Below are 24,027 nucleotides of genomic sequence, written 5' to 3' on the forward strand. Positions count from 1 at the left end.
CAACGGCATCGTCGGCCTCGTGTCCGGCGGCAACTGGCGCTGGGCCCGGACCGCGCTCTGGCTCGCGGGATTCGAGAAGGACAGCGCCGGCAACTACGTCACGCCCCTTACCGACATAGCCCGCGCCCGGCAGTCGCTGGCCGCCCTAGGCGACACCGCACTGGCGCACGAGGTCCTGGTCGCCACCAACGGCAGCAGATACATCGGCGACTTCGCCCACGAGCTCGGCGAGAGCCTGCCCGGCCAGTGGAGCGTGCGGGTCGAGAACTACCCGGTCCCCATAGTGCAAGAGGACCTCTTGCACGACCTGTGGACACCCCGCTCCGACCCCCTCGCGCACGCGGTCAAGACCGAGCGGCTGCTGGCCGCGGCGATCCTTCGCGGCGCGAACGGCGTGGAGTTGGCCGTCGTACCGGCCCCCGGCCGCGGTCAGTACCGCGTCGGCGCGCTCATCCCGGAGGACATGAACCTGACCCCGGAGGTTGCCGCGCCCCCCAGCATCACCGTGGGGAGCGAGCCGGTGTACGCCGCCCACCAGGTCAGCTCCACCCTCCTCGCCGAATACCACCACGCCTTCTGGCGAATTCAGTTGATCACCCTGAGGGACGATCTGGATTGGGCCCACGAGGCGTACGAGCCCGGCTCGGTCATGGATCCGCCCCAGCACGACCTAGCCGACGCCTTCGCCCGCTTCGTCGCCGCCGCGCCGCACCTCATCAGCACCGTGCGCACCAGCAACACGTGTCTCAACACACATGAGCAGGCGTTCCTGGACGACATGGATGCCGTCTTCGGCCAGCCGGCCCTGCCGCAGGAAGCCTCCACGACGCCGCAGAAGACCGCGGGTCCCGATCCGCTGGCGGTGTGGCTGCTCGAAGGCCAGGACCTGGTCGACCTCGCCCGCTCCGTCAGCCGGGCCTCTTGGCCCCGGACCGCTCTCGCCCCGGTCCGCACGACACCGGCTCTCCCCTCCCCGCCCCCGCAGATCGCCGCCTCACCCACCCGCAGGTAGCCGCCACCCTGGAGCCTTCATCCCTCACTCCCCAACCCCACCACTGCAAGAAGCAATCGACGCTCTGACCGGCTGGGGCACCCGATTCTCGGTCACCACGCTCAGCTGCGAGCTTGCCCTGGAGCGCCTCCACAACCACCACGGCGACATACTCGACGAGCGGGCTGCCCAAGCCGTCGAAGCGGAACGCAACCGGGAACTCGCCGCCCTCTTCGGCAACCTCCGGCCCTACGTGCCCACGTTGCTCGCCCACGCGAGTGCCGGTATCGAGGCCATGCCTCCCGCTCGCCACCACGCCGACTGGCACCTCCTGGTCTCCGACCTCGCCCACGCCGCGGACGTTGCCGTACGCATCCTGGAGGACCACCCCACGGGCCAGGACCCTGCGGCCCGCGACGCACGGCTGTGGCCCTACCTGCGGACCTGGGGCGAGCACGACGTACTCCTGCGGGACCTGGCCCTCCAGCCGGCCCATCCACCGCGCCCGGGGCCGCATCTCACGGGAGAGGAGCAGGAGTGGTGGACCGCCCGGGCCCGTGCGGCCCGCAGCCGCCATCTGCTCCAGCCCCAGGAGTCGCGGTATGACGCCACAGGCCGCCAGCTCACCGTCGCCGTGCTCCCGTACCCGGACGAGGACGAAGAGGTCGTCCTGATCCTCGCCGGGGACATCGACAGCCCGCACATGCAGGTACTGGGCTGCTACGACACCGACGACGCGGCCATCCGGGACCTTCCGCCGGCGGTCCCGCCCGGGGTGCTCTTCCCCGACGGGCACGCGCCGACACCGACCGTGCTCCCCGGGCTCCCCCTCGCCCAGCTGACGCGTGACGTCATCGACGCGCAGCACAGCGCCTCCGTCGCCGAGGCGATCTCCTACGTCACCGACCGGCCGCCCCACGCTCCCGCCGGCCACATCGCCCAGCTCACGGAGTTCCTCGACACCTGCGCCACCTGGGCCGCCGCGCTGGACACCCGGGCCGGTCACGAGATCGCCGTCCGCCTGCGGATGCTCTCCGCACAGACCGGCCACCTTCTCCAGGACCTCACGCACGTCGGAGAGCAACTCGAGGAAGCCGTGGCCGTCCTGCCACCGCACCGCACCCCCGCTCCCCGGCATCTGCCCACGCCCTGCCCACCAGCCATCACCACCACACCCGTGGCGGCAGCGCCTCCGGTGAGCACGAACGCAGCGCAACGGCGCTAGCGGCCGGCCCGGCGCCCACTCCTCGCACGCCTTCTGACGGAAAGCCCTGCCCTGTTGACCCTGGCCGATCACCCGACCACCACCCCACCGCCCGCCACGTACGGCGCCGTCCTGGGCAGCCGGCATGTCCTGCGCCTGCTCGGCGGCACCCTGACCGGACGCCTGCCCAACGGCATGGTCCCCGTCGGCCTCGTCCTGTGGATCACCGGAGGCGGAGGGTCGCTGGCCTTCGCCGGCCTGCTCGCCGCGCTGTACGGGCTGGCGTCCGGGCTGTCCCAGCCGGTCAAGGGCAGGCTGATGGACCGCTACGGCCAGACCCGCGTCTCCGCCCCGGCGGTGCTGCTGAACTCCGGTTGCCTGGCCGCGCTCCCCTGGATCGGCGCGGGCGGGCATCCAGCGGTGGTGACCGCGGTGGTGGGGTTCGCGGGCCTGGTCACGGCGCCGCTGGAATCCGGCTTGAGGGCCCTGTGGCCGACCGTCGTGCCCGATCTCGGGCAGCGCCGAGTCGTCCAGGCCCTGGACACCGGATCGCAAGGACTCCTCTACATCGCGGGCCCTCTGCTCGCCTCCTGGCTGGCCACCGCGCACGGGCCCGACACCGCGCTGACCGCGACCGCCGCACTCGGGCTCGTGGGCACGGTGATCGTCCTGACCGCCGCCCCGTCACGGACCTGGCGTCCTGCCACCACGGACGGGGCAGCGGGAAGCGGGCGCTTGATCGGGGCCGGCCTGGTCCTGCTGTGCACCGCGCTGGCGGGAACAGGCTTCGCACTCGGTGCGATGACCGTCTGGGCCGCGGGCATGGCCAGCACCCACGGACTGGCCATGCTCTCCGGGGTACTCCCCGCCGCGTTCTCCACCGGCAGCTTCCTCGGCGGCCTGATCTACGCCCGACGGACATGGCCCGGCACGACCACCACCCAACTCATCACCACCAGCGCCCTGTTCCTCGCCGGATGGGTTCCGCTCCTGGCCCAGCCCGAGCCCCGGACCGCCATCGCCCTCGTGGTCGTCCCGGGACTGTTCCTCACCCTGATCATCACCAACGGTTTCCACACCGTGGACTCCCTTGCCCCCGCCTCCCGCACCACCGAGGCGTACGCCTGGCTGATCTTGTCGGTCGGCACCGGCCAGGCCGCAGGGACCGCGCTCGCCGGAGCCCTCGCCGAGCGCCCCTACGCACTCGCCGGGCTCCCCGCCGCCGGAGCCGCCACCTCGCTGGCCATCCTCACCCTCGCCCGCCGAAAGCTCGGCCCCGGCCGTCGCCCCGGCCGCCACCGACGTCCCCGCCAGACCCAACACCCCAACTCACCCGTTCTCGAAGGAGATTCACGCATGGCCGTTGTTGGTAAGTCCGGCTATCAGAAGTTGTGGAATGGTCCTCCATCCCATGAAGATCCACGGACTTCACTTGGCTCCCAGTCCGCGTAGAAGTCGGTTGGTGGCTCATCCAGCTTGACCTCCTCCGCAAGCCCCCCCAGCTCTTCAAGTTCCTCGTGCTCGACACGCAGGTCGCAGGCTGGGCAGGTGAAGACGAACGGGGTGAACATGACCGCCCACTCATCCTCGTCCACGTGCGTGTCACCACTAAGCCAGCCCTGCGAGTCGCATGCCGGGCAGGTGGCGGGCTCGTCGTGTTCGATGTAGCCGGGAGGAGAGACTCGTGCAATCGTGCCGAGGACGAGCTCGCGTTCCTTCTGGGGCAAGTGGCCGTAACGTTCAGAGAAGAAATCCTTGGCCCGAGCAAGTTTGCTCTCCAGCCGGACACGGACAGCTTCCACGTTCTCTTCAAGAAGCCGGTCGTGCAGGGACTCGTAACGGCCCCAGTAGGAAGTGTCGATCTTGAGCTCGACGAGCAAGGGGTCGATCAGCCGGAGACACGTGGTGAAGACGGCATTGACCTCTGACCGGTCGTACATGCCACTGTGTGCGACGCCGTTACGAGCATTGGCTAGCGGTCCAAGCGCACGCTGATCGACCGGCATTCTCTTCCGCAAGATCTTCTGCGCTCGGGCATGGGCTTCGGCCAAGCCGATGGTCTTGACCTGCTCCGCGGGAACCGAAGCGTGTGCCCCGTGACCCGTCGCGTGCAGCAAGGAGTTGAAATCCTTGCCCTCCACTACGAGAGCCGGGTGCAGGCTGGCCAGGTATGACTTGAGGAGATGCTCGGCAGCGATCCCGGCGTGGTGGACCGCCAGGTCATGAGACGACGGGCCTTCGGCGAGCGCGGCGAAGGCCGCGATCATCCACTTGCGCGAAGAGAGCTTGAGCCGTTCAGAGTCCATGGCCAGGACACTAGGCGGCTGGAGCAAACCCATTGTCGGAATTTCGGTGGCGCTCAGTAGTGCCACCGGCGACATGTCCGCTTCTGCCCCAGCGCCGAGCAGGTCGAGGTCGCAACGGCAGCCGTTCTCGCAGTCCGGACCGTGTTCGGGCAGGAGAACCAGGCCGCAGTTGGTGGCACAGGAGGATGTTGCAAGTTTCGGAATGTCTCCTGCAACGGGCCCTTCCATCCGTAGCCGACAGGATGGGGACCGGCGACGGTGGCTGGCGTTCCCTTCCTCCGAACCACTGGCGCTTCGGACCCGCAGGCGGCCGCCGGAAGCGTCGGCAGGTTCAGGAGGTGGCGGGGGTCGGTGTGGCGTGGCGGGCCGTCTTGACGGCGGAGACCAGCAGAATCAGCGCGAGCCCCGGGATGAGGACAAGATCGGGAATTACGCCCAGAAGGAGCCCGCCGAGGAGGGCGCCGATGATCGAGCCGGCGGCCAGGACCAGGGTGAAGCGGAGGTTGGCCCGCAGGACCCCGAAGCTGCCGTCGCGGCTGTAGCGGGCGAAGGCGACGAGCATTGTGGGCAGCGACACGAGCAGCGACAAGCTACCCGCGATCTTGATGTCGACGCCGTAGAGCAGCACGATCGTCGGAATGAGGAGTTCGCCGCCGGCCACCCCCATGATCGCGGCCACCACTCCGATTCCGAACCCGGCGACCACCCCGAGTACCGCCAGCAGCGGCCCGGACAGACCCAGTCCGCTCAGGTCCGCGAAGTGGGTGAACAGCAGGGCCCCGGCCATGGCGACCATCAAAGCCGCGAGGACCTTGTAGAGCGTGCTCGCGCGCATCCGCACCGCCCACGATGCCCCTGCCCACGCGCCCAGAAGGCTCCCCGCCAGTAGGTTCACGGAGACCGTCCAGTGCGCGCCGAGGTCGGAGAACGGCACCGCCGCCAAGCGCGCTGGCAATGCGGTCAGTACGACGATCAGGCTCATTGCCTTGTTCAGGATCACCGCCGACAGCGCGGCGAACCCGAACACGCTGATCAGCAGGGGGAGGCGGAACTCTGCTCCACCCAGGCCGATCATGCCGCCCAGAACTCCGACCGCGGCGCCGCAGGCGAACGTCAGTGGCATCGACCGCACGGTGGCGGTGGGCAAGGCAGCGGGTCTGGCGCTCACGAACGAAACCTCTCAGGCACACCGGTGCGCGAAAGCGCGCACATCGCCGACCAGCATCCCTCGCGAATCCGGACCAGCCCACCCCGCACACCCTGGTCCTCGCCTTCATACGAACCTCCACCGACCGGGCTTGGAGAAAGCACCGAGCCGTTCAATCGGTGCGGGTGGGCGGCTTCTCACCGATCAGGGTGGGTGGCGCCCGTGTAGCGGGCCCGGTGGGCTGCGTAGGTGGCATCGTCGCCGCCGCTTTCCGCGATCCAGTTCGCGGCGGTCTGCTGGCTGAAGCCGAGCAGGCGGCTGAAGACGAAGGCGGGCAGTTCGGCGGCGAGGTCCATCAGGGAGGCGTTGCGGGTGGGCCGGGGCCGGATGCCGAGGGCCTTGAGTCTGCGGGACAGGCTGGCGGGTTCCATGGGGCGGCCGGCGTAGGCGCCGGGGAACAGCCACCGGCTGGGAGCGGGGTCGAGGTTCGCGGCCTTGCCCACGGGGTGGTGGACCAGTTCGCGGATCATCCCGTCCAGCGGGGGCGGGATCTCCACCGGGTTGACGCCCAGAGACAGCCGGAGGGTTGTGCCGTCGTCGAGGACGTCATCGCGGCTGAGGCTGCAGATCCGGGAGGGGGGTTGCGCGAACAGCACGAGCAGCAGTCCCGCGGCTCGGTCGCGGACCGCGATGCCAGGGTCCTGAGCCAGGAGGCGGACGAGCCTCCAGCGGGTGTCGGCGGCCACGACGTCGGCGGCGAGAGAACTCGTGTAGAAGGGGGCGGTGAGGGTTCGGGTGTGCTGGTGGCGACTGGTCCACAGCAAGAAGGGCCGGATCCGCAGGCCGTCCGAGGAGCCGGTGGCGACGTAGGCGTCGACGTGGTCCTGAGTGCAGGAGGCGAGGTCGGTGCCCTGGCCGGGCAGCCATTCCAGGAATCGGATGACGGCGCGGATTTCTTGCCGGACTCCGCAGGCTTGCCCGAGGCTGGTGGGCCGGTGGGCAGGTTGCCGGTGCAGGCGGCGCAGGGGCTGCCATCGTGCCCAGCGCTCGACGATCCGCCGCTCGCCCGGGTCGGGGATCCGGGCCAGGACCTTCGGCAACCATTTCTCGATGCGGGCGAGATGTTCGTCGCGGGCGGGAAGGGCCCCGCTGGCGACGAGGAGTGCGCGCAGGTGGTCGGCGACTTGCCCTTCGGCTGCGGCGTCGAGGCTCTGGTGGGTGACGGGGCCCGAGCCGGTCGCGAGCGCGCGGAAGGCGGCTCGGCGGGATGGGGTCTTGTGGATCCAGCGCAGGACCGTGAGCGGGTCGATAGCCTGGAGCGTGTCAAGGACGGCCTCGAGTTCGGGCCGGACCGTGCCGTCGGTGCCGGCGAACACCTCGCGTAGGCTCCGCTCCCGGGCGCATACGGGGCACATCCCCCGGTGGTAGAGGCGGGCCACGGTTCCACAGCGGGTGCAGGGCTTCTTCGCCTTCGGGTGCTTGGCCCAGCAGGTCTGGCACAGCCTGCGACCGTCCTCCAGGAGTGCGGAGGCGGGGTAGGTCTTGCCGCAGCCTGCGCACGGGGAGGGCGTGTGCCCACAGGTCGCGCAGAGTGGTTCGCCTTTGGGGGTGCGGTTGTTGACCCGGCGGTGCTGCCCACAGCGTACGCACACGGCCTGGTGGCGGGCCCTCGCTGTGCACGGCTGGCACCGGGGCGTGGGTGTCGAGGCGAACCAGCACGGCCGCCAGGCCCCGCAGGTCGCGCACAGGGCGTAGGGGTTGGTGCAGCAGGCCGGGCACAACCCGCCGTCGTCGGTGCGCAGACGGCGGAGGCGGAGTTCGCCGCAGCCGTCGCAGCGCTGGTGGTGGAGCGGGTCCTGCTGGCGGCAGGGCCCGCACACTGGCCGGCCATCGGCGTCGTACCCTCCGATGGGCCGGTCCCGTTCACAACGGGCACACCGGCATCGGCGGGTCTTCGTCCAGCAGTACGAGCAGCACCTGACGCCCTCGCGCAGACTGAACAGGTTCGTGTTCTTGCCGCACCACGGGCAGAGCGGGACCACCACCCCGGTGGCGCCGTACTCGACCAGGGCTTTCGCGAGGGTCGAGATCGACCGGGGGCCATGGGCGCCGGCGCCGGTCAGAAGGTCGGGGCGGTCCGAGAGCGCCCACCACAGGCGCAGTTGTCCGGCGCGGGTCCGCTCCGTCTTCCGGACCAGTCCTTCGAGCACCTCGTGGTCCAGGCCCGTGAGGGTGAAGAGCAGCCGGGCGATCTCGGCGAGTGGGTCGACGTCCTGGTCGGGCAGGTGGCGGGCACACCGCGGCCGTCCCTCCCGGTCTCGGCCGCGGAAGTCACGCCGGCCGCACTCCACGCACCGCCGCTCCTCGATCCGGGCCCGGCTGTAGCACGTACCGCAAGTACGGCCCTGCGGGGATTCGGCCGTCAGGCGGCGCTGCCGCCCGCACCCGGCGCAGAACGGGAGGACCAGCCCCACGGCCCCGTCGTCGACCAGCGCCCGGATCAGCCGTTCTGCGAGTCGGGGCACCTGCGGCCGGCCCGAGGTCAGCAGGGAGGGGTCGGCGACCAGCAGCCGGGCGAGTTCGCGGCGCTGCGGACGCTGTCGGAACACCCGCTCCACCACCGCGGCCACGCCCATGACCGCGCACGACGGATCGGCCGCACGCACGACCTCTTCCACGACCGTCTCCGGCTCCCACTGCCACCGCGGCCGTTCCGCCTCCGTCACCTAACTCGCCGGCCCGCCCTTGGGCGGCGGCAGTACCCGGGCCCGGCGGGGTCGGAACTCCCCTACCCCCGGCCCAGCCGGCTGATCCGACGGCCTCTGCCCGGCCGCCCGCCGCACGGCCGGCGCCTGTGCCGCTACCGGCTCGATGAGCTCGTCCATACGGCAGCCCAGGATGTCCATCAAGGCCATCAGGACCGCCAGGTTCAGCCGCTCGGGCCGCTCCGTCACCAGCCGGTAGACCTGCGACGGCGACAGGTCGATCCCCCGCTCGGCCAGCAGCGGGCGCAGGCCGGTGGTGGAGAACATCCCCCTCATCGCCATCACCTCCCGCAGGTGCCACCGGTAGTCCAACTTCCGCACCACGTCCCCTCTCCCACGCGTGTCGTCCTCTACCGGACCGGGTCCGGGCCCAAGGCCCGGTCCAGCATCCGCCGCATCATCGTGTTCATGAAGTCCCCGCTCACCCCGGTGTACAGGGCGGTCGTGGAGGCGTAGCGGTGACCGACCTGGCGCGGCACGAACGCCGGATCCGCTCCGTCCTCGATCTGGTGGGTGACGTGGCTGTGGCGCAGGCAGTGCGGCACCAGGTCCTTGTCCAGGCCCAGCGCGTCGCGGTAGGAGGCGAACCGGTCCTCGATCTCCCGAGGCTGCAGCCGCCCGCCCCGCTCCGTCAGCCACAACGCCGCACCGGACTCCGCGCCCGCGTACCGGGGCCGGACGTTCATCACGTAGTCGGCGACCGCCTCCACCGCCCATGGCATCACCGACAGCGTCGTCCGACGCCGCCACGGTGAACCCTTCGTCCGCTTCCCGTACCGCACGTGCAAAGACCCGAACTCCCCCAGCTCCGGCGCCGCCGCGTGGAAGTCGAACGTGTCCAGCCGAGAGGTCTCCGTGCACCGGCAACCCCACCCGTACATGACCTTGAAGACCGTCGCGTTCCGGTACGCAGCCAACGCGCCCTTACGGCCGAGGCGGACCGCCCGCTCGACCTGGTCGTCGGCGTAGTCAAAGAACAGCTGCAGCTCGGCACGCGTCATCGGCCGCCGCCCGGGCCGGCCCTCGCACTCCACCAGGTGCGCCGCGGTGTTCCACTCGTGGCAGATCTGCACAGGGTGCGTCCCGAAGCGTTCCTCGCACTCGGCGGGCCACTGGTAGTGCGGCGAGGTCACGTAGTCGCAGAACATCCGGATCGCGCCCTGGTAGCTGCGGATCGTCGACTCCGCCCGCCGCGCCACCCCGATCAGGTGCGTCATCCAGTCGTCGAGATCGGACGCCGTCCACTGCCACGGGTAGGCGTTCGTGAACTCCCCGAACCGCTCCACCACCCTGCGCCGGTCCTCGATCGTCTTCGGCTGGAGGCGGCGCCCACCGCGTTGCTGCCGGGCCCATCCCTCCAGCATCGCCTCGAGTACCGCGTCCTCCGGACGCAGCAGGGACACCCCCTGCAACAGCACCAGCCGCGCGGAAGCGTCCCCGAGACCACCGCCAAGCACCCCAGACCACCTCCGTCCGCCGCACGAATCGTGCATCCAATGCACGACCCCCCGCAACGACGCAGGCCACCACCCCAACCGCCCAAGAAAGGGACTCGAATTGAAGCCGCAGAACAACCGCCCGACCTCGAACGTGTCGCCCATCAAACGGAATTCCCCGGGGGTACGAACCGAATGGAAGATCGTCCACAGCTGTGGACACGAGATCACCCGCGACCTGTCGGACCGTCCCGCAGACAAGCGGGCCGGGTTCGCCCGCTGGCTCGGCGGGCGGGAGTGCACCGACTGCTGGAAGGCCGCCCGCGATTCCGACACCGTCGCCCGCGAGGAATGGCTCGCCGCCAAGCGCTCCGAGGAACAGCAGGCCGCGCTCGCCTGGGCGGAGCAGTTCGACATGCCGCCGCTGGAGGGCCCGGAGCGGGCTCTGGCGTGGGGCGAGCGTAGCCGCTACCAGCTGGTGACCACTGCGTACACCGCCCTCGTCGCCGAAGGGTCGTGGGACGAGGCGGACTGGTCGGCTCTGGAGGAGAAGATCCGTACGGTCACCCGGGCCGGCTGGTGGATCGACCAGCGCGATGCCGAGGGCACGGACCTTCCCGAGCTGCTGGACGCGGCCACGGCCGACGACCGGGGGACGGAAAACCCGTTCCGGTAGCCGGGGCGGGGGCCATGTATAGCCGACGATCCCCGGTCAGCCAAACCGGGGATTCTCCAGACCATTGAAGAAGTTCACCAGCCGCTCCCCGCGGCACCTTCGTGGAAGGACTTCTGCCGTGCCCGACGCCAGCCGCGCCGCGTTCATACCCGCCGATGCGATCACCCCCGAGCGGGACATCACCCACGAGCACTTCGCCCCCGGAGACCGGATCGTGGTCATCAAGGGTGTGGACGACGGCATTCTGTGGGGAGACGCGATGACGGTGGTCACCCCCTCTTGGCACACCCCGACGAACGAGGACGGGTGGCGCCTGCGGAACCCGGAGGGAGGTGCCCGCAGCTTCATCACCGGACACCCCCGCTACCTCGTCCACCTCTCCGCGCACTGCCCCGACTGCTTGATCTACCAGCGGGCCCTTCAGGACTACCTGGTGCCGAAGTTCCCCGGGAGCGAAACCGTCGATGTGGGCTGGTACTCGATCACCGAGCTGAACCAGCTCGTCCACGTCGCCGACGGCCGGGCCGGCAGCCGATGATCCCCACGGTGCACGAGCCGAGCATGTCCTCGGTGGACGGGCTCGCCGAAGCGCTGGGCCGGCCCGTCAGCGACAGGGAGGGGTTGACCACCGAGGGCACGATCGTCGCCCACTGGCACTACCTCGACTACTTCACCGACGGGGACCGGACCTGGACCTCGGCCGAGTGGGCCCAGCACCTCGACGATCCGCGCAGGCTCCACCCGTTCCCCGCCACCTACAGGGGCGACCCCCGCGTCATCTTCCACGCCAGCGTCCGCCTGCACCCAAAGGACCGGGAGCTCACTCCCGCCGAATGGTCCGAGGTCGGCTACCGGCTCGCGCGCGTCGCAGGGATCGCACCGCCCGGAGACCCGAATCCCGGCAGGTGGATCGCTGTTCGAGACCAGTCCCACCGTCTCGACCTGCTGGCCAGCCTGATCCGCGAGGACGGCAACCGCGCGGCCCCGCCCAGGCAGGTTCACCACGTCCTGGCCGCGGAATGCCGGCGTATCGAAGCAGACCTCGGCCTGCTCTCCCCCCGAGAGCACCACGTCAGCCCCTTCAAAGCCAACATGCTGGCCGCCACGCAGCCCACCACCGAGCACCTCGACCCCGGCACCGCGGCGCACCTGTCCGACGAGGCACACCGGCACCTGGCCATCGCGCGCCGCCTCATGGAGAGGGCAGGTCAGCACCTCGGCGCCCCGGTCCCAAGCCCTTCCCCGCTTCTCCCCGCCGGCTTCCCGGCGCCCCGTTCCCCCCGGGGCCTCTGACCGGCCTCTCCCTTGCAGAAAGCATTCTCTTCTTGGCCCTTGCCCACCGAATTCTGACCATCCGGCGCGATCCGCACTCCGGTGAAGTCCTCGCCCGTGGAGGCGATCCGGAAGCCCACAGCCTCCTTGAGCGCACCGGGTTCGTCCCCGTGGTCCGCCGCCACGAGACCTACCACCGCCTGCCCACCGGCCTCGACCAGGACGAGGAAATCCGCCTCGCCACCCGGGCCGTGGCCCGCCTGCAAACCGTCGGCTACGACCTCGACACCGACCCCGTCTTCGCCACCGAGCGACGTGAACCGCATTACCTCACCCTCGGCGACCAGGTCCGACACCTCGCGGTCCGGATCCGGGAAGCCGAGAGCACCGAAGAGGTCGCCGACACCCTCACAGAGCTGACCGCCACCCACGACGGGATCCTGGCGGCCCTCACCAAAGTCCTGCACACCACAGCCGACTTCCTGCAGGACCTCGGACATCCCGCGGACCCGCACACGGCCGCCCGGCTGCGCTACCTGGCCAACGAGCGGCTCCACGTCCTCACCTCCGATCTGCGGCACGTCCGAAATGATCTCGCCGACCGGCAGGCCGTACACCCCCACCGCGCGCCCTGCCCGCAGGAAGTCGCCGGTGACGAGCGCGAGAAGTCGGCTTCCTGCCCCTGTCCCGCGCCCGCCCGCATCCCCACCACGCCCAGCGCACCGGCCGCCGCTTCGCCCGCCCCGGCCGGCCGCCGCCGCTGACCGCCCCGATCCCGCCCGAGGAACCCATGCCCGACCACGATCCCGAAGAGCTCGACTCTTTCGCCGCCATCCTCACCCAGCTCCTGCCCGGTACCTGGACCCGGGAACTGCGCCAGCACACCGCCCACGACGACCAGTTCTTCCTCACCGCCGACGTCTGGGACATGAACCACGTCGCCGACGCCCTCGCCCAGCACCCCCTGAAGCAGGACGCCATCCTCACCAGCGAAAACGGCCGGCGCCTGTTCCTCATGGACCACCCCCGCTACGAAGACGAGTTCCTCGTCGCAGCCATGGCCCCCGCCGACACCCACGCGGAGGCGTTTCGTGGGGTGCCGGAGCCGGACGGAATCACGATCACCGCCGACCCCGAGCAGGCCGCCGACGCCATCGCCACCCAGCTCCTGCCCCGCTACGAGACTGCTCTGGCCCAGGTCCAGGACAACGCCCTGGGACTGAACCGCGCCTCAGCCCAGCCCGACACCCTGGTGCTGAACTGGACGGAATCCGGCGATCTGACCGCCAGCACCGACCGGGCGGAGGTGGCCGAGGTCCTGACCGCCCATGGGTTCGTCCACGACCCCGGCCAGCAGACGTACGTCGCCTCCGGCGACGACACCGCCCACCAGGCACAGTGCGTACGGGCGGCCGGCGCCGCGCTCGGCGCCCTGAACATCGGTGTGACCCTGCGCAACGCGCCACACCGGGGCACTCCGGCAACGAGGCCGCTGCCCGCACCACGCCCGGCGGCAGCGAACACCGTGCGCTCCCGGTGAAGGACGGCGGAGAGCCAGACTTCCTCATCCTCGGCTACGTCACCATCACCCGCGACCCGCGCACTCAGCTGGTGGTGACCAGCAGATGCACACCAGAAGCCGCGGGCATCCTGGAGACCGTCGGCCGCTTCCGCGACGGCGGCGTCCAGTACCTGCGCCAGCCGCACGACCTGCCCGTCGAACAGCAGCGTCACTACGCGACCGCCGCGGCCCAAGCCCTCCTGCTCGCAGGGTTCAGCGTCTTCCTGGATCCTTCCCTGAACACGCTCGCCACCCCCGACGGCGACCGGGCAGCGGCCCACCGCTACCTGGACCAGCTTGCCGAGCGGGCCAGCAAGGCCACCGACGACAAGCAGGTCGCCGAGATCCTCGCCGAAGTGGCCGCGCCCACCGAGGGCCTGCTGTCCCACCTAGTGCAGACCCTGATCACGACCTGGGCCACCTGGAGCCAGCGCGCGGAGGGCGCACTGTCCAAGGAAGACCTCGCGATGCGGCTGATGGACACCACCAGCGTGCTCTCGCGAGGCGGCGACGAGATCCGGCACATCCGCAATCAGGCCGCCGCCGCCAAACCGGCCGCCCCGCAACCACCTGCAACTCCAGGCCCAGCGGCGTCGCCACCCGCCCGGGGACGCTGAACCCGCCGCACTCCACCTCCGAAACGACCATGCCTCCACGACACCATCGAACCGATCTCGCGGCCTTCGCAGACGGCCTCGCCGCCCGCCTGCCCAATACCTGGACCAGCACCTACACCCGCCATGCCGCCTACCACGACCAAATCGCCACCACGTCGACGGTGTGGGACATGGGAGCCGTCGGCTACGCCGCCTCCAACTTCGTCCTCGGCCACCAGGCCGTGCTCGCCCGAGCCGACGGAAGCCGCCTGCTGCTCTTCGACCGCCCCCGGTACCGGCACCAGTTCATGATCGGCGCACTGGAACCAGACGCCCATCACGACGCCTTCCACCAGGTGGACGAACCCAACGGCATCACCATCCCCGCCGACCCCGCCCGCGCTGCCGCCCAGGTCACCCGCAGGCTGCTCCCCCGCTACGAGAGTGCGCTGCGCCAGGTCCGGCACAACGCCGCCCACCCCGTGCCCCGCCGACCCGAACCGGTGCTGATCACCGGAGCGGTGAGCATGGCCTGGCACCCGGACGGAGCCGTCGGCGCTGTGACCGGAGTGCGCGAGGCAACCGTGGTCCTGTACGGCGCCGGATTCCAGTACCACCCCTACCACCGGCAGTTCCTGCTTCCGGCGTCGTACGGCGACCGCGAGCAGATCGCACGCGTACAGGCTGTCTCCCAGCAGCTGGCCCGTATCGGCGTCGGCGTCACCATGCGCCCGGCCCGACCGGCCCCCGCGCCCACGGCACTGCCCACTCGCCCGCCCTCCCCGGCGGTCGCTTCTGCGACCCGCTGATCCACCCACCACCGTGAGGAGATCCCCCGTGGGAAATCTGGCCGATGAAGCCGGCACCGACGTCGAGATCTACCGACGGGCCCGCACCCCCGGCAGCGTCCACATCGTCAGCCGCAGCAACGCACCCGAAGAACTCCTGGCCCTCCTCGACAGTGCCGGCCTTGAACGCCACACCGAGGCGACCTCTGGCCCCGTCTACGTCTGGCACGAAACTCCCGACGGCCTGAGCGAACAGGCCCAGAAGCAGCTCGCCACCCGCGCGGTTCTGCCTCTACTCATCGCCGATTACAAGGTCAACATCGACCCGGACGTGTACGACGTGACCGCCTGGGCCCAGGCGATGGCCGCGCACCGCACGCGACAGGCCAAAGCCCAGACCGGACTGGCCACCGCAGTGCCACCGCAGGGGGCACCCGGCTCCCCACCTCGTTCTCGCTGACCACGCCGTCCCCGGCCCTTCCCGGGCCGGGGACGGCTCCAGCCCGACCCGCCTGGAGCATCACGATCCAGCAGACCCCCAACCGACTGCCGCCGATCTCCCCCGCCCGGCGCCCGCGCCTGGCCGTCTTCCTCCTGCGCCGCTACCTGCGCGCCGTCACCGCGGGGACCCCTGGCCGGCACACCCCCGACCGTCCCGGCCCATCCAGCCACACCGGCGCATCCCGAGGCAGAGCAGCTGGCCCCGACCACCCCAGGAGGAGCGTGACCGTCTATGGCCCCGAGGCCCTGGCCCGCCAGATCGCGCAGCAGATCGCGGAGCTCAACGAGTGCCTGATCGTGGCCTCGCCCCAGCAAGCCGCCCGCATCCTGGGCCAGGTTCTCGAACCCGAAGAAGGCGTCCTCGGATCACTGACCACACTGGTGGCCACCGGATCACACTTCGCGCAGGGCCGGGCGCTCAACGGGGCTCTGCCGCCCGCAGTGTGGCTCGCCCTCGGCCGCGCCGCGAACGAACTGCACGACATCACCCTCGACCTCGACGAGCACGCAGAGGACATCCGCAGGCTCACCCAGAGCCCGCCGAGCGCCGCGCTCCCGCCGGCCCCGTCGCCGCTCGTCGCCCGGAGGCACCGGTGAAGAAGACCTGGACAGGCTGGGGACCGACCGCCGACCAGCCCCAGCAGCACTACCTGGTCGAGCCCCGCCACCTCGGCGGCGGAGGCGACCTCCGCTTCGTCGCCGAGTACATGCGCGCCTCCGGCTGGAAGGACATCTCCCACACAGGCGGCCCGATCGTCTTCGACAGCCCCGACCACTCCGTACGGGTCGGCTTCGACCCCACGGCGATGCCCGGCGGCTGGACCGTCTCCGGACAGGCTGTCGGCCAGCAGCCGGCCTGGCACGCCACGTTCACCACAGCCGTACCGATCGAGATCGTCGCCGGGTTCACCGACACCCTGACCAAGCCGCGCTCCGCCCACGCCCCGAACGTGTGGGCTCCTCTGGAGGAGAACGGGTGGGAGACCGAACGAGGCCAGCACTTCACCGCCGTCTCCCCGGACCGTAACGCCTGGCTGCAATACCACCAGAACCAGACCGAACCCAGCCAGGCGCACTGGTGGGCCGGAGCCCGCACCGAGCACGGTCGCGCCTGGGACGCCGTCTTCACGCCCACGACGCCGATGCACCTCATCCAGGGGTTCTCGGCCGCGCTCGCCGACCCGACGCCGGTCATGCGCCCACGCGGCAGTGTCCCGGCCAGTAAGTGGATCCGCACCACCTCGGTGTCCGTACGTCCCTCCGAACTCGGGGGCTGGCAGCAGGCCCGGATCACCGCCGCCCGCGCCGCCACCTGGGCCCGCAACTCCTGGAGCGCCGCCCGCCCCCGCCAGCGCACTCCCGCCAGCCCCTACACGGCAGCCGGCGCAAGCAAGTCCCGCCGCTGACCGCCCAGCCCACACCACGAGCACCGAGGAGCCCCATGACCGCACTCTCCACAGACCCCAGCCCGGAGAAGATCGACCAGGCTGTCGACATCCTCCTCGAGCTCAGGGACTACCTGCGGACCGAGCCCCCCGCCGACGATGTCCTGCCGCTGCTGACACCGCTCCTCGACGAAGACCTCGGCATCCCGATGCTGCTGTCCGACGTCCTTCGCGCATCCGCCCGAGCCATCGCCACCGACGCCGAGCCGTACAGCAGCGACGTCAGCTCGGTGGTCGCCACCCTCCGCGAAGCGGCCGCCGAGATGATGCAGTGGTACTCCCTGCACTGGGAGGTCCGCCGCCTGGCCCGTGCCATCGCCGACACGCCGGGAGCGACGTCCTGAGCCAGCGGCCGTTCATCCACACCCGCGCCGACGAACCGCACAACCGGATCTGGTTCGAAACCACCCCCCGTCACCTCGCCGGCCGCGGCGACCCCCGCCACATCACCCAAGCCCTTCGGGCAGCCGGATGGTCCAACCACTCCGACCCGGACTACCCACACGTGATCCTGGCCAGCCCCGACCAGCACTACGCCCTGGCCCTGGAGCCGGAAAACGAGTCGTACTCCAAGTGGTGGCGGATCAGCTGCACCAGCGACACCGAGAACTGGTACGCCGAGTTCGGCGGGAACACCCCCGTGGAGATCCTCGCCGGATTCACCGACGCCCTCCTCGCACCCGTACCCGAGTCCGCCCCCGACGTGTGGTCCATCCTCACAGCGGCGGACTGGAGCTACACGAGGGACGAGCGTGGACACGAGCTCGCCGAGCACCCCGACGGGATCATGCAAGTCCGCCGGTGGAACAGGACGACCAGCTGGAACACCGGCTTCATCGCCTGCGCCCTGCCCCCCGACGGCCTCGGCGGGCAGGAATCGGTGTGGGAGGCCCACCTCGGCAACGCCCCGCACCTTGCCGCCGCGTTCGCCACCGCGCTGGTCGATCCCGCGCCCGTCGCACGGGCCGAGTTCGACGTCCCGCACAGCGGCCTCGTCACCCAGAAACCCGGTGGCCGCCAGGGCAACGACCTCGCGAAGGAGCACGCCGCGCGCCTGGCCCAAGCCCGTGCCACCGCCGTACGCAACCGGCGTACCGCCCTCACCACCCAGCCCGTCCCCAGCTCGGCGTCGGCGGCGCCAGCCGTCGCCGGGCCCCGGCCCTGACCCCGCCGCCCGATCGGTCTTCAAGGAGCCGTCCCCTCTGTCCATCACCGACCGGCAGCTCGCCGCCTTCGCCTACGACCACGAGAACGCCCTCGGCTCGGCCATCACCCCGCGCTACCTCGCCGACGCCGGAGACCCCCGCCACGTCACCCACGCGCTGCGGGCCCGCGGATGGAGTCTGGACTCCGACCCCCTGCACCCGGCGATCCGTATGACCAGCCCCGACCATGCCTTCCGTCTCGACCTCACGCCGACGCCCAGCAGCTTTCACCGCTGGTGGCGCATCGACAACAACTACGGCCCCGGCTTCTGGTCCGCCACGTTCAACGGCGACACCCCCGCCGAGATCGTGGCCGGCCTGACCGACGCACTCATCCGCCCCGAGCCCGAAGAACCAGCACCCTCGGTGATCGAGGTCCTCACCGGCCGCGGCTGGGAGCACACCACGTCCGAGACCGGCTCACAGAGGCTGACCTCACCCGACGCCATCGTCGAGGTGGAGCTGTACGTCTCGCCTTCCCTGGGCGTCATGGGCTGGGAGATCGAGGCCGCCCACCACCACGGTGAGCACGGCCCGGAGCAACGCATTTGGCGGGCCCACCTCGACGCGGCGACCCCCGCCCATCTGCTAGCCGCCGTCGCCGAAGCGCTCTCCAACCCCACGCCGGTCCTGCGCGCCCGATTCAAGATCAACGACAGTGCCCATCTCACGCAGGGACCGGAGTTCGCGATCGGCTCCGAGGTCGTCGGCGCACACAAGCAACGCCTGGCCGAGGCCCGCCGCCACCGGCCCAAGCCGCACCTCACCACCACCGTGGCCACGCCCGCAGTTCCGCGCACCGCCTCACCGGCCAGGCCCGCCCGGTAGCCGCCGGCCACCTCCCTGACCCCCGAAGGACCCGTGACCAACCTCGACCTCCACTCCAGGCACCAGCACCTCCTGCACCAACTCGCCCTCTACCTCCGCGAGTCGGAGCAGATCCTCGCCGCCTGGGACACCTACTCCGACGAGCACACCGACCCCAACGGCTGGCCGCACGACGAGAGGGCCTACGGGTTTCGCCAGGCCCAGCGCGACGCCGACACCTGGCGGTCCTTCAACCGGATCCGCTCCGGAGCCGGCGACCTGGTCGCCACAGCCGGGGCCCAGCTGCAGAGGCTTCCGGAGCGGAGCGTCCACTACCGCTGGGTCTGGCAGATCGGCGCTCTGCGCACCGCCCAGGAACGGATCGGCACCCTGCAGAGCGAGTGGCTCGCATTGCGCGCCACGCTGCCGGAGTCCGTACGGCCCGGGGTCGAGGAGTACGACGGGCCGCTCGCCTCGCGGAACGCCGAGGCCTGGCACTACCTGGACGAGTGGTCCCTCCACGGCCAAGCCGTCCTCGACATCCACAGCGCTCTGCGGCGCAGCCAGTCCCGGCCGACCACTGCCCCCGTCGCCGCGCTCCCCGGCCGGGACTCCAACCCAGCAAAGCCCCGCCGGTAGCCGTTCCCCACCGCCGAGTCCACCACCTCCCCATGGAACCGCCCTCTTGTCCAGCCCTTCCCCGAACTCCAACTCCGACGGCTACGACATAGCCTTCAAGGCCCTCCTCGGCGCCTTCGCAATCGCCCTGCCCCTGTCCACCCTGGCCTGGCTGGGCGGCAACGCGACCGCCTGGGTCACCAGCAGTGGCCCCTGGGTCCCGTACCAGCCGGCCGAAGCTCTTCTCCACCCCGAACGCCTCTGGCCTGCGACAGAAGAAACGTCCCTGCTGATCGGTACCCGGATCCTGCCCGCCGCGGGCCTCCTCGCCCTCACTGTGTGCGGCTTCCTGTGGTGGTCCCGACACAAGGGCACGATCGGCAAGAAGAAGCGGATCGCCGGGATGGCCAAGCAGAAGGACATCGAGCCACTGCTCGCCAAGGCCATCACGGCCAAGGCGCGATCCCTTCGGCCGAGCCTGAAGGACGCCAAGGCCATCGCAGCCAGGGACACCGGTGTCCTCCTCGGAAACCTGCAGGGCAGCCGTCACGAAGTCCGGATGGGATACGAGGACGTCGCGGTCGCGATCATGGCTCCCCGATCCGGCAAGACGACCTGCCTGGCCATCCCCGCGATCCTCGCCGCGCCCGGCCCCGTGCTCCTCACCTCGAATAAGGCCGCAGGCGACGCCTACACCACCACGATCGACGCCCGCGGAGTGGACGGCCGGACCTGGAGCATGGATCCGCAGCAGATCGCTCACGCGGCCCGCGAAATGTGGTGGAACCCGCTCGCATCCGCCAAGTCGCTTGACGGAGCAGGCCGGTTGGCCGGTCACTTCCTCGCTGCGAGCGTGGATGCCTCCCAGCAGGGCGACTTCTGGTCCAAGGCCGGATCCAACATCCTGAGCCAACTACTCCTGGCCGCCGCTCTCGACGAGAGGCCTATCACCGACGTCATGCAGTGGCTTGCCTTCCCCGCCGACCGCCGGCCCCTGGACATCCTGCGTGATCATGGATTTTCGGCCGTCGCCGCCCAGCTCAAGGGAACCGTCGAGGGCCCCCCTGAGACCCGTGACGGTATCTACGAGACCGCGCGCCAGTACGCGTCGGCCCTCCTGAACTCAGAGATCGCCGCGTGGGTCACCCCGCAGAAGGGCGTCCCTGAGTTCAAGCCCGCCGACTTCGTGACCAGCAAGGACACGCTGTACCTCCTGTCGAAGGACGGAGGCGGCGGAGCCAGCGCGCTGATCGCGGCGTGCGCGGACTCCGTGATGCGGGCCGCGACCGCCCAGGCAGAGCGGGCTGGCGGACGCCTGGACCCTCCCATGCTCGCGATCCTCGACGAGGCCGCCAACGTGTGCAAGATCAGCGACCTCCCCGACCTGTACTCCCACCTCGGGTCCCGCGGGATCATCCCGATCACCATCCTGCAGTCCTACCGCCAGGGGCAGAAGGTATGGGGCGACGCGGGCATGGACGCCATGTGGTCCGCGTCCACCGTGAAGGTGATCGGCTCCGGCATCGACGACCCGGACTTCGCCGACAAGCTCAGCAGGCTGATCGGTGACCACGACGTCGAGACCAAGTCCACCTCCATCTCCGACTCGGGGAAGTCCACCAGCATCAGCATGCGCCAGGAGCGGATCCTGCCCGCAGACGCGATCCGCGCCCTCCCCAAGGGAACCGCACTGTGCTTCGCCACCGGCATGCGCGCAGCCATGCTCGACCTGCGCCCCTGGTACCTGGAGCCCGGCGCCGAAGCCCTGTCCGCTGCTTCCGCCGCCGCGTCACGGGGCATCACCGCACGCGCCGTCGCCAAGCAGGCGCCCCAGCAGGACAACTACGGCCCCGCCGCGTAATCACCTCCCCTGCGCGCCCCACCTGGCGCTCCCTCCTGTCTGGAGTTTCGGATTGCAGATCATCGACCTTGCCGAGCAAACCCGCATCCTCGGCCAAGTGGCCCCCACCCTGAAGTCCCTGCGCCAGGAGGTGGAGAGCGTGCGGGCCGGAGAGATAGCGAAACCCCTGCGCGAGATCGGACCGATCGCCCTCCGCGCCCAAGAACTCACCATGCAGTGCACCCAGCAGGTCACCCTCCTGTCGACCAGCCAGTACGCCGCCATGAAGGACGGGCACGAGAACCTCGCCGAACTCGTCGAAGCCACCACCCACATATCCCTCGCGGCCACCCTGTGCACCTTCGCCATCCACCACCGCACCGAAGTCCTGTTGTACGAGGACGTTGATGAGACCCCGACTGCCAGCCGCAGCACGCTTGCCGAGGCCACCGAGGAGCTGGATCGAGCGGCGATGACGTACCGCCAGCAGGCGCAGCGGCTGTCGTACCGCCTGGCCTCGTTCGCCGCACGGCGCGAGGACCACCAACTCATAGCCCAGGCAGTCGACAGCCCCGGCGTACCGACCCCGCCGAAGGAGCACGCGGCAGGACTCGAGGATGCCGGTCCGTCCGCGGTCGTCGCAGGGACCCCGCACCCCATCAACACAACACCCACGGCACCGGCCAAGCCCGCCACCACTCCCACCCGCTGACCCTCATCGCCGAAGGATCCCTGCCCTATGCGGAACATCTCCGTTCCGATCCACGTCGACCGCCTTCGGTCTCTCGCCGACCGGTTCGACCACTTCCGCAGCGAACTGGCCAACACCGCGCCGCTGACCGGTACCGAGGGACTGCGCCACCTCACCCAGCATCTGCGCACCTCCCACGAACTCACCATCGAGGCGCTCACCCGCCTCACGGCGATCGACGGCAGCCAGGTCACCCAGATGACCGGCGCGCTCGCCGCGCTGGACTGCCTGGCCCAGACCGTCCAGCACAGCGGCCACGTCAGCGACAGCCTGACCCTGTCCATCGGCGACAACGCCTACGAGGCCACGTCCTGGGATCCGGCCAAGGACACCGACGTCATCGGCCGCGGGCTTCGACACATGGACGCCCGCAAGGCCATCGCCGCCCACTTCAACGATGCCACCGCCAGCCTGGCCATCTGCGCCGAAGGCTGCCGGGGCGTCGCCAATCACCTCACCAACGCCTTCCCCGCCCCGGATCGGACCAAGGCCCATGCCGTCGCCAACACCATGACGGCCAGCCTCATCCCGGCCGCTGTGGATCTCGCGGCGCCGGCCAGGACCAGGCGATGACGGCAGCAGCTCACCCGAGGCGCTCTCACACCGCCGACCAGCAGCTGGTCAACCTGTCCGATACGCCCTCGCCCGTCGATATCGCGAGGGCGCTCGCGAGCCGGATCTCCACGAACCCGCCGCCACGCCCCACCTCGTGGACCATCAGCTTCGGACTCGTGCGTGGTGCCGAGTCGCGGTACCAGTTCCGTTCCTCCGATGGATCCGCACTCGGCGTCGCTAACGCACTGCACGCCGAGCTGTACGGGCTTCCGGTCGAGGAGCCTGCGCTCCCGGCTGCGTTGGACGAGCTGCTCCAGGCAACCGGGTACGACGGCGACCAAGCGGCCGTTCTTTCCCAGGTCGCCGCGCAGATGGAAGTCGCCGCCGTCCTCATCGAGCGAGCCCGGCACGCCGCCCAATGGAGGCAGCTGCCGGAGGCCCTGTCGGCCCAGCTCGCCGCCAGTCAGGCCCTCACCACCCAACTGGCTGCCGGCCTGAGCCGCCTGGCTCCCGCCTTCACCCAGGCCAGCACGCACTCCGCTCCCACCCCGGCTCCTGCCGTCCCCGCGCCCGTGGCCACTGCCCACCCCCGGCGCTGAGCGGTGACCGGGACCAGCACGTCCGACACGGCCATCCCCCGCGCCCCGCCCCACTCCGAAGGCCCTCCCTGCCCATGAGCTCACCCACCGATGCCCTCCTGTTCGACGTACCCGCCTCGCGCCCCCCGTCCGAGCAACTTCTCGATCTGGCCGCCGACTACACCCGTTACAACGACGCGCTCGGACTCTTCCGGCCCACTGCCGCATCCGGCCCCGCCTTGGGCGCGCACGCCGCCTCGGTGGCGCGGCTGACACGTGCAGCCCTGGCGTCCGCCCAAGCCGTCCACGACCAGTGGCCCTACCTGAACCCCGCAATGGTCGAGGCCACCGTCCGCATCAAACAGCTCGCCTATCTCAGCGGTGGAGCAGCCCACCACCTGAGCGAAGCCCAAGCAGCAGTCACTGGTGCCGCCCTCGCAGACCCCGACGGCACCAGCCTGCCCGACTCTGTGAACCTGCAGATACAGCTCGCGCGGGAGCTGACCGCGCTCGCGCCGGAAGCCGCGCTCGCCTCCGCCACCGGTATCGCCCGTGAGAGGCAGCGCCGCCAACCGACCGCACAAACGGCCACCGCCGGCCTCACCACCGACGAACTCACGGCGCTCCACGCAACCGCCCTCGGCCAGGTCGTGGTTTCCCAGAGCCAGGCACGGGAGTACGTCCACAGTCGCAGCGGCGTCGTCCGCATCGGCACCCTGCGCTCTCTGGAGGCCAAAGGCCTCATTACACGCGACCCCGCCACCGCGCCACCGGCCTTCGACGGCGGCCCGCCCCAGGACCGCATCCGCCTCACCTCCGACGGAGTGACCGTCACCGTCAGCGTCCTCGCGCTTACTCCCGCTGCGGGGCCGACTGCTCCAGCCATCCCCCACGCACCCACCGCGTCTGCACCGGGGCGAGCCCGCTGACCAAACCCGCCCCGGTGGCGGATAGTCCCGCCTGGCGTTGCCCCTACGAAGGTCCA

At 70.5% G+C, this 24,027-nt stretch carries 27 protein-coding genes; 22 read left to right on the top strand and 5 right to left on the bottom strand.

Features of this window, described 5'->3' with window-relative positions; all coding sequences use genetic code 11:
* The first annotated feature begins 19 nt into the window (after window positions 1–19).
* The 3 genes from AB0M76_RS18640 (at window position 20) to AB0M76_RS18650 (ending at window position 3,647) form a co-directional block, all read left to right on the top strand.
* Window positions 20–1,012, top strand: coding sequence for a hypothetical protein (locus tag AB0M76_RS18640; RefSeq protein ID WP_365953855.1), 993 nt, complete (start codon window positions 20–22; stop codon window positions 1,010–1,012).
* A 274-nt stretch (window positions 1,013–1,286) separates the two neighbouring features.
* Window positions 1,287–2,216, top strand: coding sequence for a hypothetical protein (locus AB0M76_RS18645; protein ID WP_365953856.1), 930 nt, complete (start codon window positions 1,287–1,289; stop codon window positions 2,214–2,216).
* Between the two features lie 54 nt (window positions 2,217–2,270).
* Window positions 2,271–3,647 carry an MFS transporter gene (locus tag AB0M76_RS18650; RefSeq protein ID WP_365953857.1) on the top strand — a complete coding sequence of 459 codons (1,377 nt, stop codon included), beginning with the start codon at window positions 2,271–2,273 and terminating at the stop codon, window positions 3,645–3,647.
* Here AB0M76_RS18650 and AB0M76_RS18655 read toward each other — a convergent pair.
* The 5 genes from AB0M76_RS18655 to AB0M76_RS18675 form a co-directional block, all read right to left on the bottom strand.
* Window positions 3,578–4,501 (bottom strand): hypothetical protein, encoded by a 924-nt coding sequence (locus tag AB0M76_RS18655; RefSeq protein WP_365953858.1) that lies wholly within the window; start codon window positions 4,499–4,501, stop codon window positions 3,578–3,580. The genes AB0M76_RS18650 and AB0M76_RS18655 overlap by 70 nt on opposite strands.
* A 331-nt stretch (window positions 4,502–4,832) precedes the next feature.
* The gene (locus AB0M76_RS18660; protein WP_365953859.1) at window positions 4,833–5,624 is read right to left on the bottom strand and encodes a sulfite exporter TauE/SafE family protein; all 792 of its coding nucleotides are present in this window, start codon (window positions 5,622–5,624) and stop codon (window positions 4,833–4,835) included.
* A gap of 221 nt (window positions 5,625–5,845) precedes the next feature.
* Entirely contained in the window at window positions 5,846–8,374 is a 2,529-nt protein-coding gene (locus tag AB0M76_RS18665) for a hypothetical protein (RefSeq protein WP_365953860.1), read from the bottom strand.
* Window positions 8,375–8,737, bottom strand: a complete 363-nt coding sequence (locus tag AB0M76_RS18670; protein WP_365953861.1) for a helix-turn-helix transcriptional regulator — start codon at window positions 8,735–8,737, stop codon at window positions 8,375–8,377. It abuts the gene before it with no gap.
* Between the two features lie 26 nt (window positions 8,738–8,763).
* Window positions 8,764–9,870, bottom strand: coding sequence for a tyrosine-type recombinase/integrase (locus AB0M76_RS18675; protein WP_365953862.1), 1,107 nt, complete (start codon window positions 9,868–9,870; stop codon window positions 8,764–8,766).
* Window positions 9,871–10,075: 205 nt separating this feature from the next.
* On the opposite strand from AB0M76_RS18675, the gene AB0M76_RS18680 reads away from it, so the two are divergent.
* From AB0M76_RS18680 to AB0M76_RS18770, 19 genes are all read left to right on the top strand, one after another.
* Window positions 10,076–10,525, top strand: coding sequence for a hypothetical protein (locus AB0M76_RS18680; RefSeq protein ID WP_365953930.1), 450 nt, complete (start codon window positions 10,076–10,078; stop codon window positions 10,523–10,525).
* Window positions 10,526–10,643: 118 nt separating this feature from the next.
* Window positions 10,644–11,063 carry a hypothetical protein gene (locus AB0M76_RS18685; RefSeq protein WP_365953863.1) on the top strand — a complete coding sequence of 140 codons (420 nt, stop codon included), beginning with the start codon at window positions 10,644–10,646 and terminating at the stop codon, window positions 11,061–11,063.
* An 8-nt stretch (window positions 11,064–11,071) separates the two neighbouring features.
* Entirely contained in the window at window positions 11,072–11,818 is a 747-nt protein-coding gene (locus AB0M76_RS18690; protein WP_365953865.1) for a hypothetical protein, read from the top strand.
* 32 nt (window positions 11,819–11,850) lie between these two features.
* Entirely contained in the window at window positions 11,851–12,561 is a 711-nt protein-coding gene (locus AB0M76_RS18695; protein WP_365953866.1) for a hypothetical protein, read from the top strand.
* 26 nt (window positions 12,562–12,587) lie between these two features.
* A complete protein-coding gene (locus AB0M76_RS18700; protein ID WP_365953867.1) occupies window positions 12,588–13,337 on the top strand; it encodes a hypothetical protein in 750 nt (249 codons plus the stop codon).
* Entirely contained in the window at window positions 13,334–13,975 is a 642-nt protein-coding gene (locus tag AB0M76_RS18705) for a hypothetical protein (RefSeq protein ID WP_365953868.1), read from the top strand. Before AB0M76_RS18700 ends, AB0M76_RS18705 begins: the two co-directional genes overlap by 4 nt.
* Window positions 13,976–14,004: 29 nt before the next feature.
* Window positions 14,005–14,763 (top strand): hypothetical protein, encoded by a 759-nt coding sequence (locus AB0M76_RS18710; RefSeq protein ID WP_365953869.1) that lies wholly within the window; start codon window positions 14,005–14,007, stop codon window positions 14,761–14,763.
* A gap of 28 nt (window positions 14,764–14,791) precedes the next feature.
* Entirely contained in the window at window positions 14,792–15,202 is a 411-nt protein-coding gene (locus tag AB0M76_RS18715; protein WP_365953870.1) for a hypothetical protein, read from the top strand.
* A 263-nt stretch (window positions 15,203–15,465) separates the two neighbouring features.
* Window positions 15,466–15,840, top strand: coding sequence for a hypothetical protein (locus AB0M76_RS18720; RefSeq protein WP_365953871.1), 375 nt, complete (start codon window positions 15,466–15,468; stop codon window positions 15,838–15,840).
* Window positions 15,837–16,649, top strand: coding sequence for a DUF317 domain-containing protein (locus AB0M76_RS18725; RefSeq protein WP_365953872.1), 813 nt, complete (start codon window positions 15,837–15,839; stop codon window positions 16,647–16,649). The genes AB0M76_RS18720 and AB0M76_RS18725 overlap by 4 nt, the downstream gene beginning before the upstream one ends.
* A 35-nt stretch (window positions 16,650–16,684) precedes the next feature.
* Complete coding sequence (locus tag AB0M76_RS18730) at window positions 16,685–17,032, top strand: hypothetical protein (protein ID WP_365953873.1); 348 nt, start codon at window positions 16,685–16,687, stop codon at window positions 17,030–17,032.
* A gap of 161 nt (window positions 17,033–17,193) precedes the next feature.
* Window positions 17,194–17,853, top strand: coding sequence for a DUF317 domain-containing protein (locus AB0M76_RS18735; RefSeq protein ID WP_365953874.1), 660 nt, complete (start codon window positions 17,194–17,196; stop codon window positions 17,851–17,853).
* The gene (locus AB0M76_RS18740) at window positions 17,756–18,721 is read left to right on the top strand and encodes a DUF317 domain-containing protein (protein ID WP_365953875.1); all 966 of its coding nucleotides are present in this window, start codon (window positions 17,756–17,758) and stop codon (window positions 18,719–18,721) included. Before AB0M76_RS18735 ends, AB0M76_RS18740 begins: the two co-directional genes overlap by 98 nt.
* Before the next feature lie 33 nt (window positions 18,722–18,754).
* Window positions 18,755–19,339 carry a hypothetical protein gene (locus AB0M76_RS18745; RefSeq protein WP_365953876.1) on the top strand — a complete coding sequence of 195 codons (585 nt, stop codon included), beginning with the start codon at window positions 18,755–18,757 and terminating at the stop codon, window positions 19,337–19,339.
* Between the two features lie 46 nt (window positions 19,340–19,385).
* A complete protein-coding gene (locus tag AB0M76_RS18750) occupies window positions 19,386–21,179 on the top strand; it encodes a TraM recognition domain-containing protein (RefSeq protein WP_365953877.1) in 1,794 nt (597 codons plus the stop codon).
* 52 nt (window positions 21,180–21,231) lie between these two features.
* Complete coding sequence (locus AB0M76_RS18755) at window positions 21,232–21,870, top strand: hypothetical protein (protein ID WP_365953879.1); 639 nt, start codon at window positions 21,232–21,234, stop codon at window positions 21,868–21,870.
* A 27-nt stretch (window positions 21,871–21,897) separates the two neighbouring features.
* Window positions 21,898–22,482, top strand: a complete 585-nt coding sequence (locus AB0M76_RS18760; RefSeq protein ID WP_365953880.1) for a hypothetical protein — start codon at window positions 21,898–21,900, stop codon at window positions 22,480–22,482.
* Window positions 22,479–23,063, top strand: coding sequence for a hypothetical protein (locus AB0M76_RS18765; RefSeq protein ID WP_365953881.1), 585 nt, complete (start codon window positions 22,479–22,481; stop codon window positions 23,061–23,063). Before AB0M76_RS18760 ends, AB0M76_RS18765 begins: the two co-directional genes overlap by 4 nt.
* Before the next feature lie 74 nt (window positions 23,064–23,137).
* Window positions 23,138–23,971: a hypothetical protein gene (locus AB0M76_RS18770; RefSeq protein ID WP_365953882.1), complete on the top strand. Its 834-nt coding sequence runs from the start codon at window positions 23,138–23,140 to the stop codon at window positions 23,969–23,971.
* Window positions 23,972–24,027: the final 56 nt, after the last annotated feature.

Source organism: Streptomyces sp. NPDC051364 (assembly GCF_040682115.1).
Classification (GTDB): Bacteria; Actinomycetota; Actinomycetes; order Streptomycetales; family Streptomycetaceae; genus Streptomyces.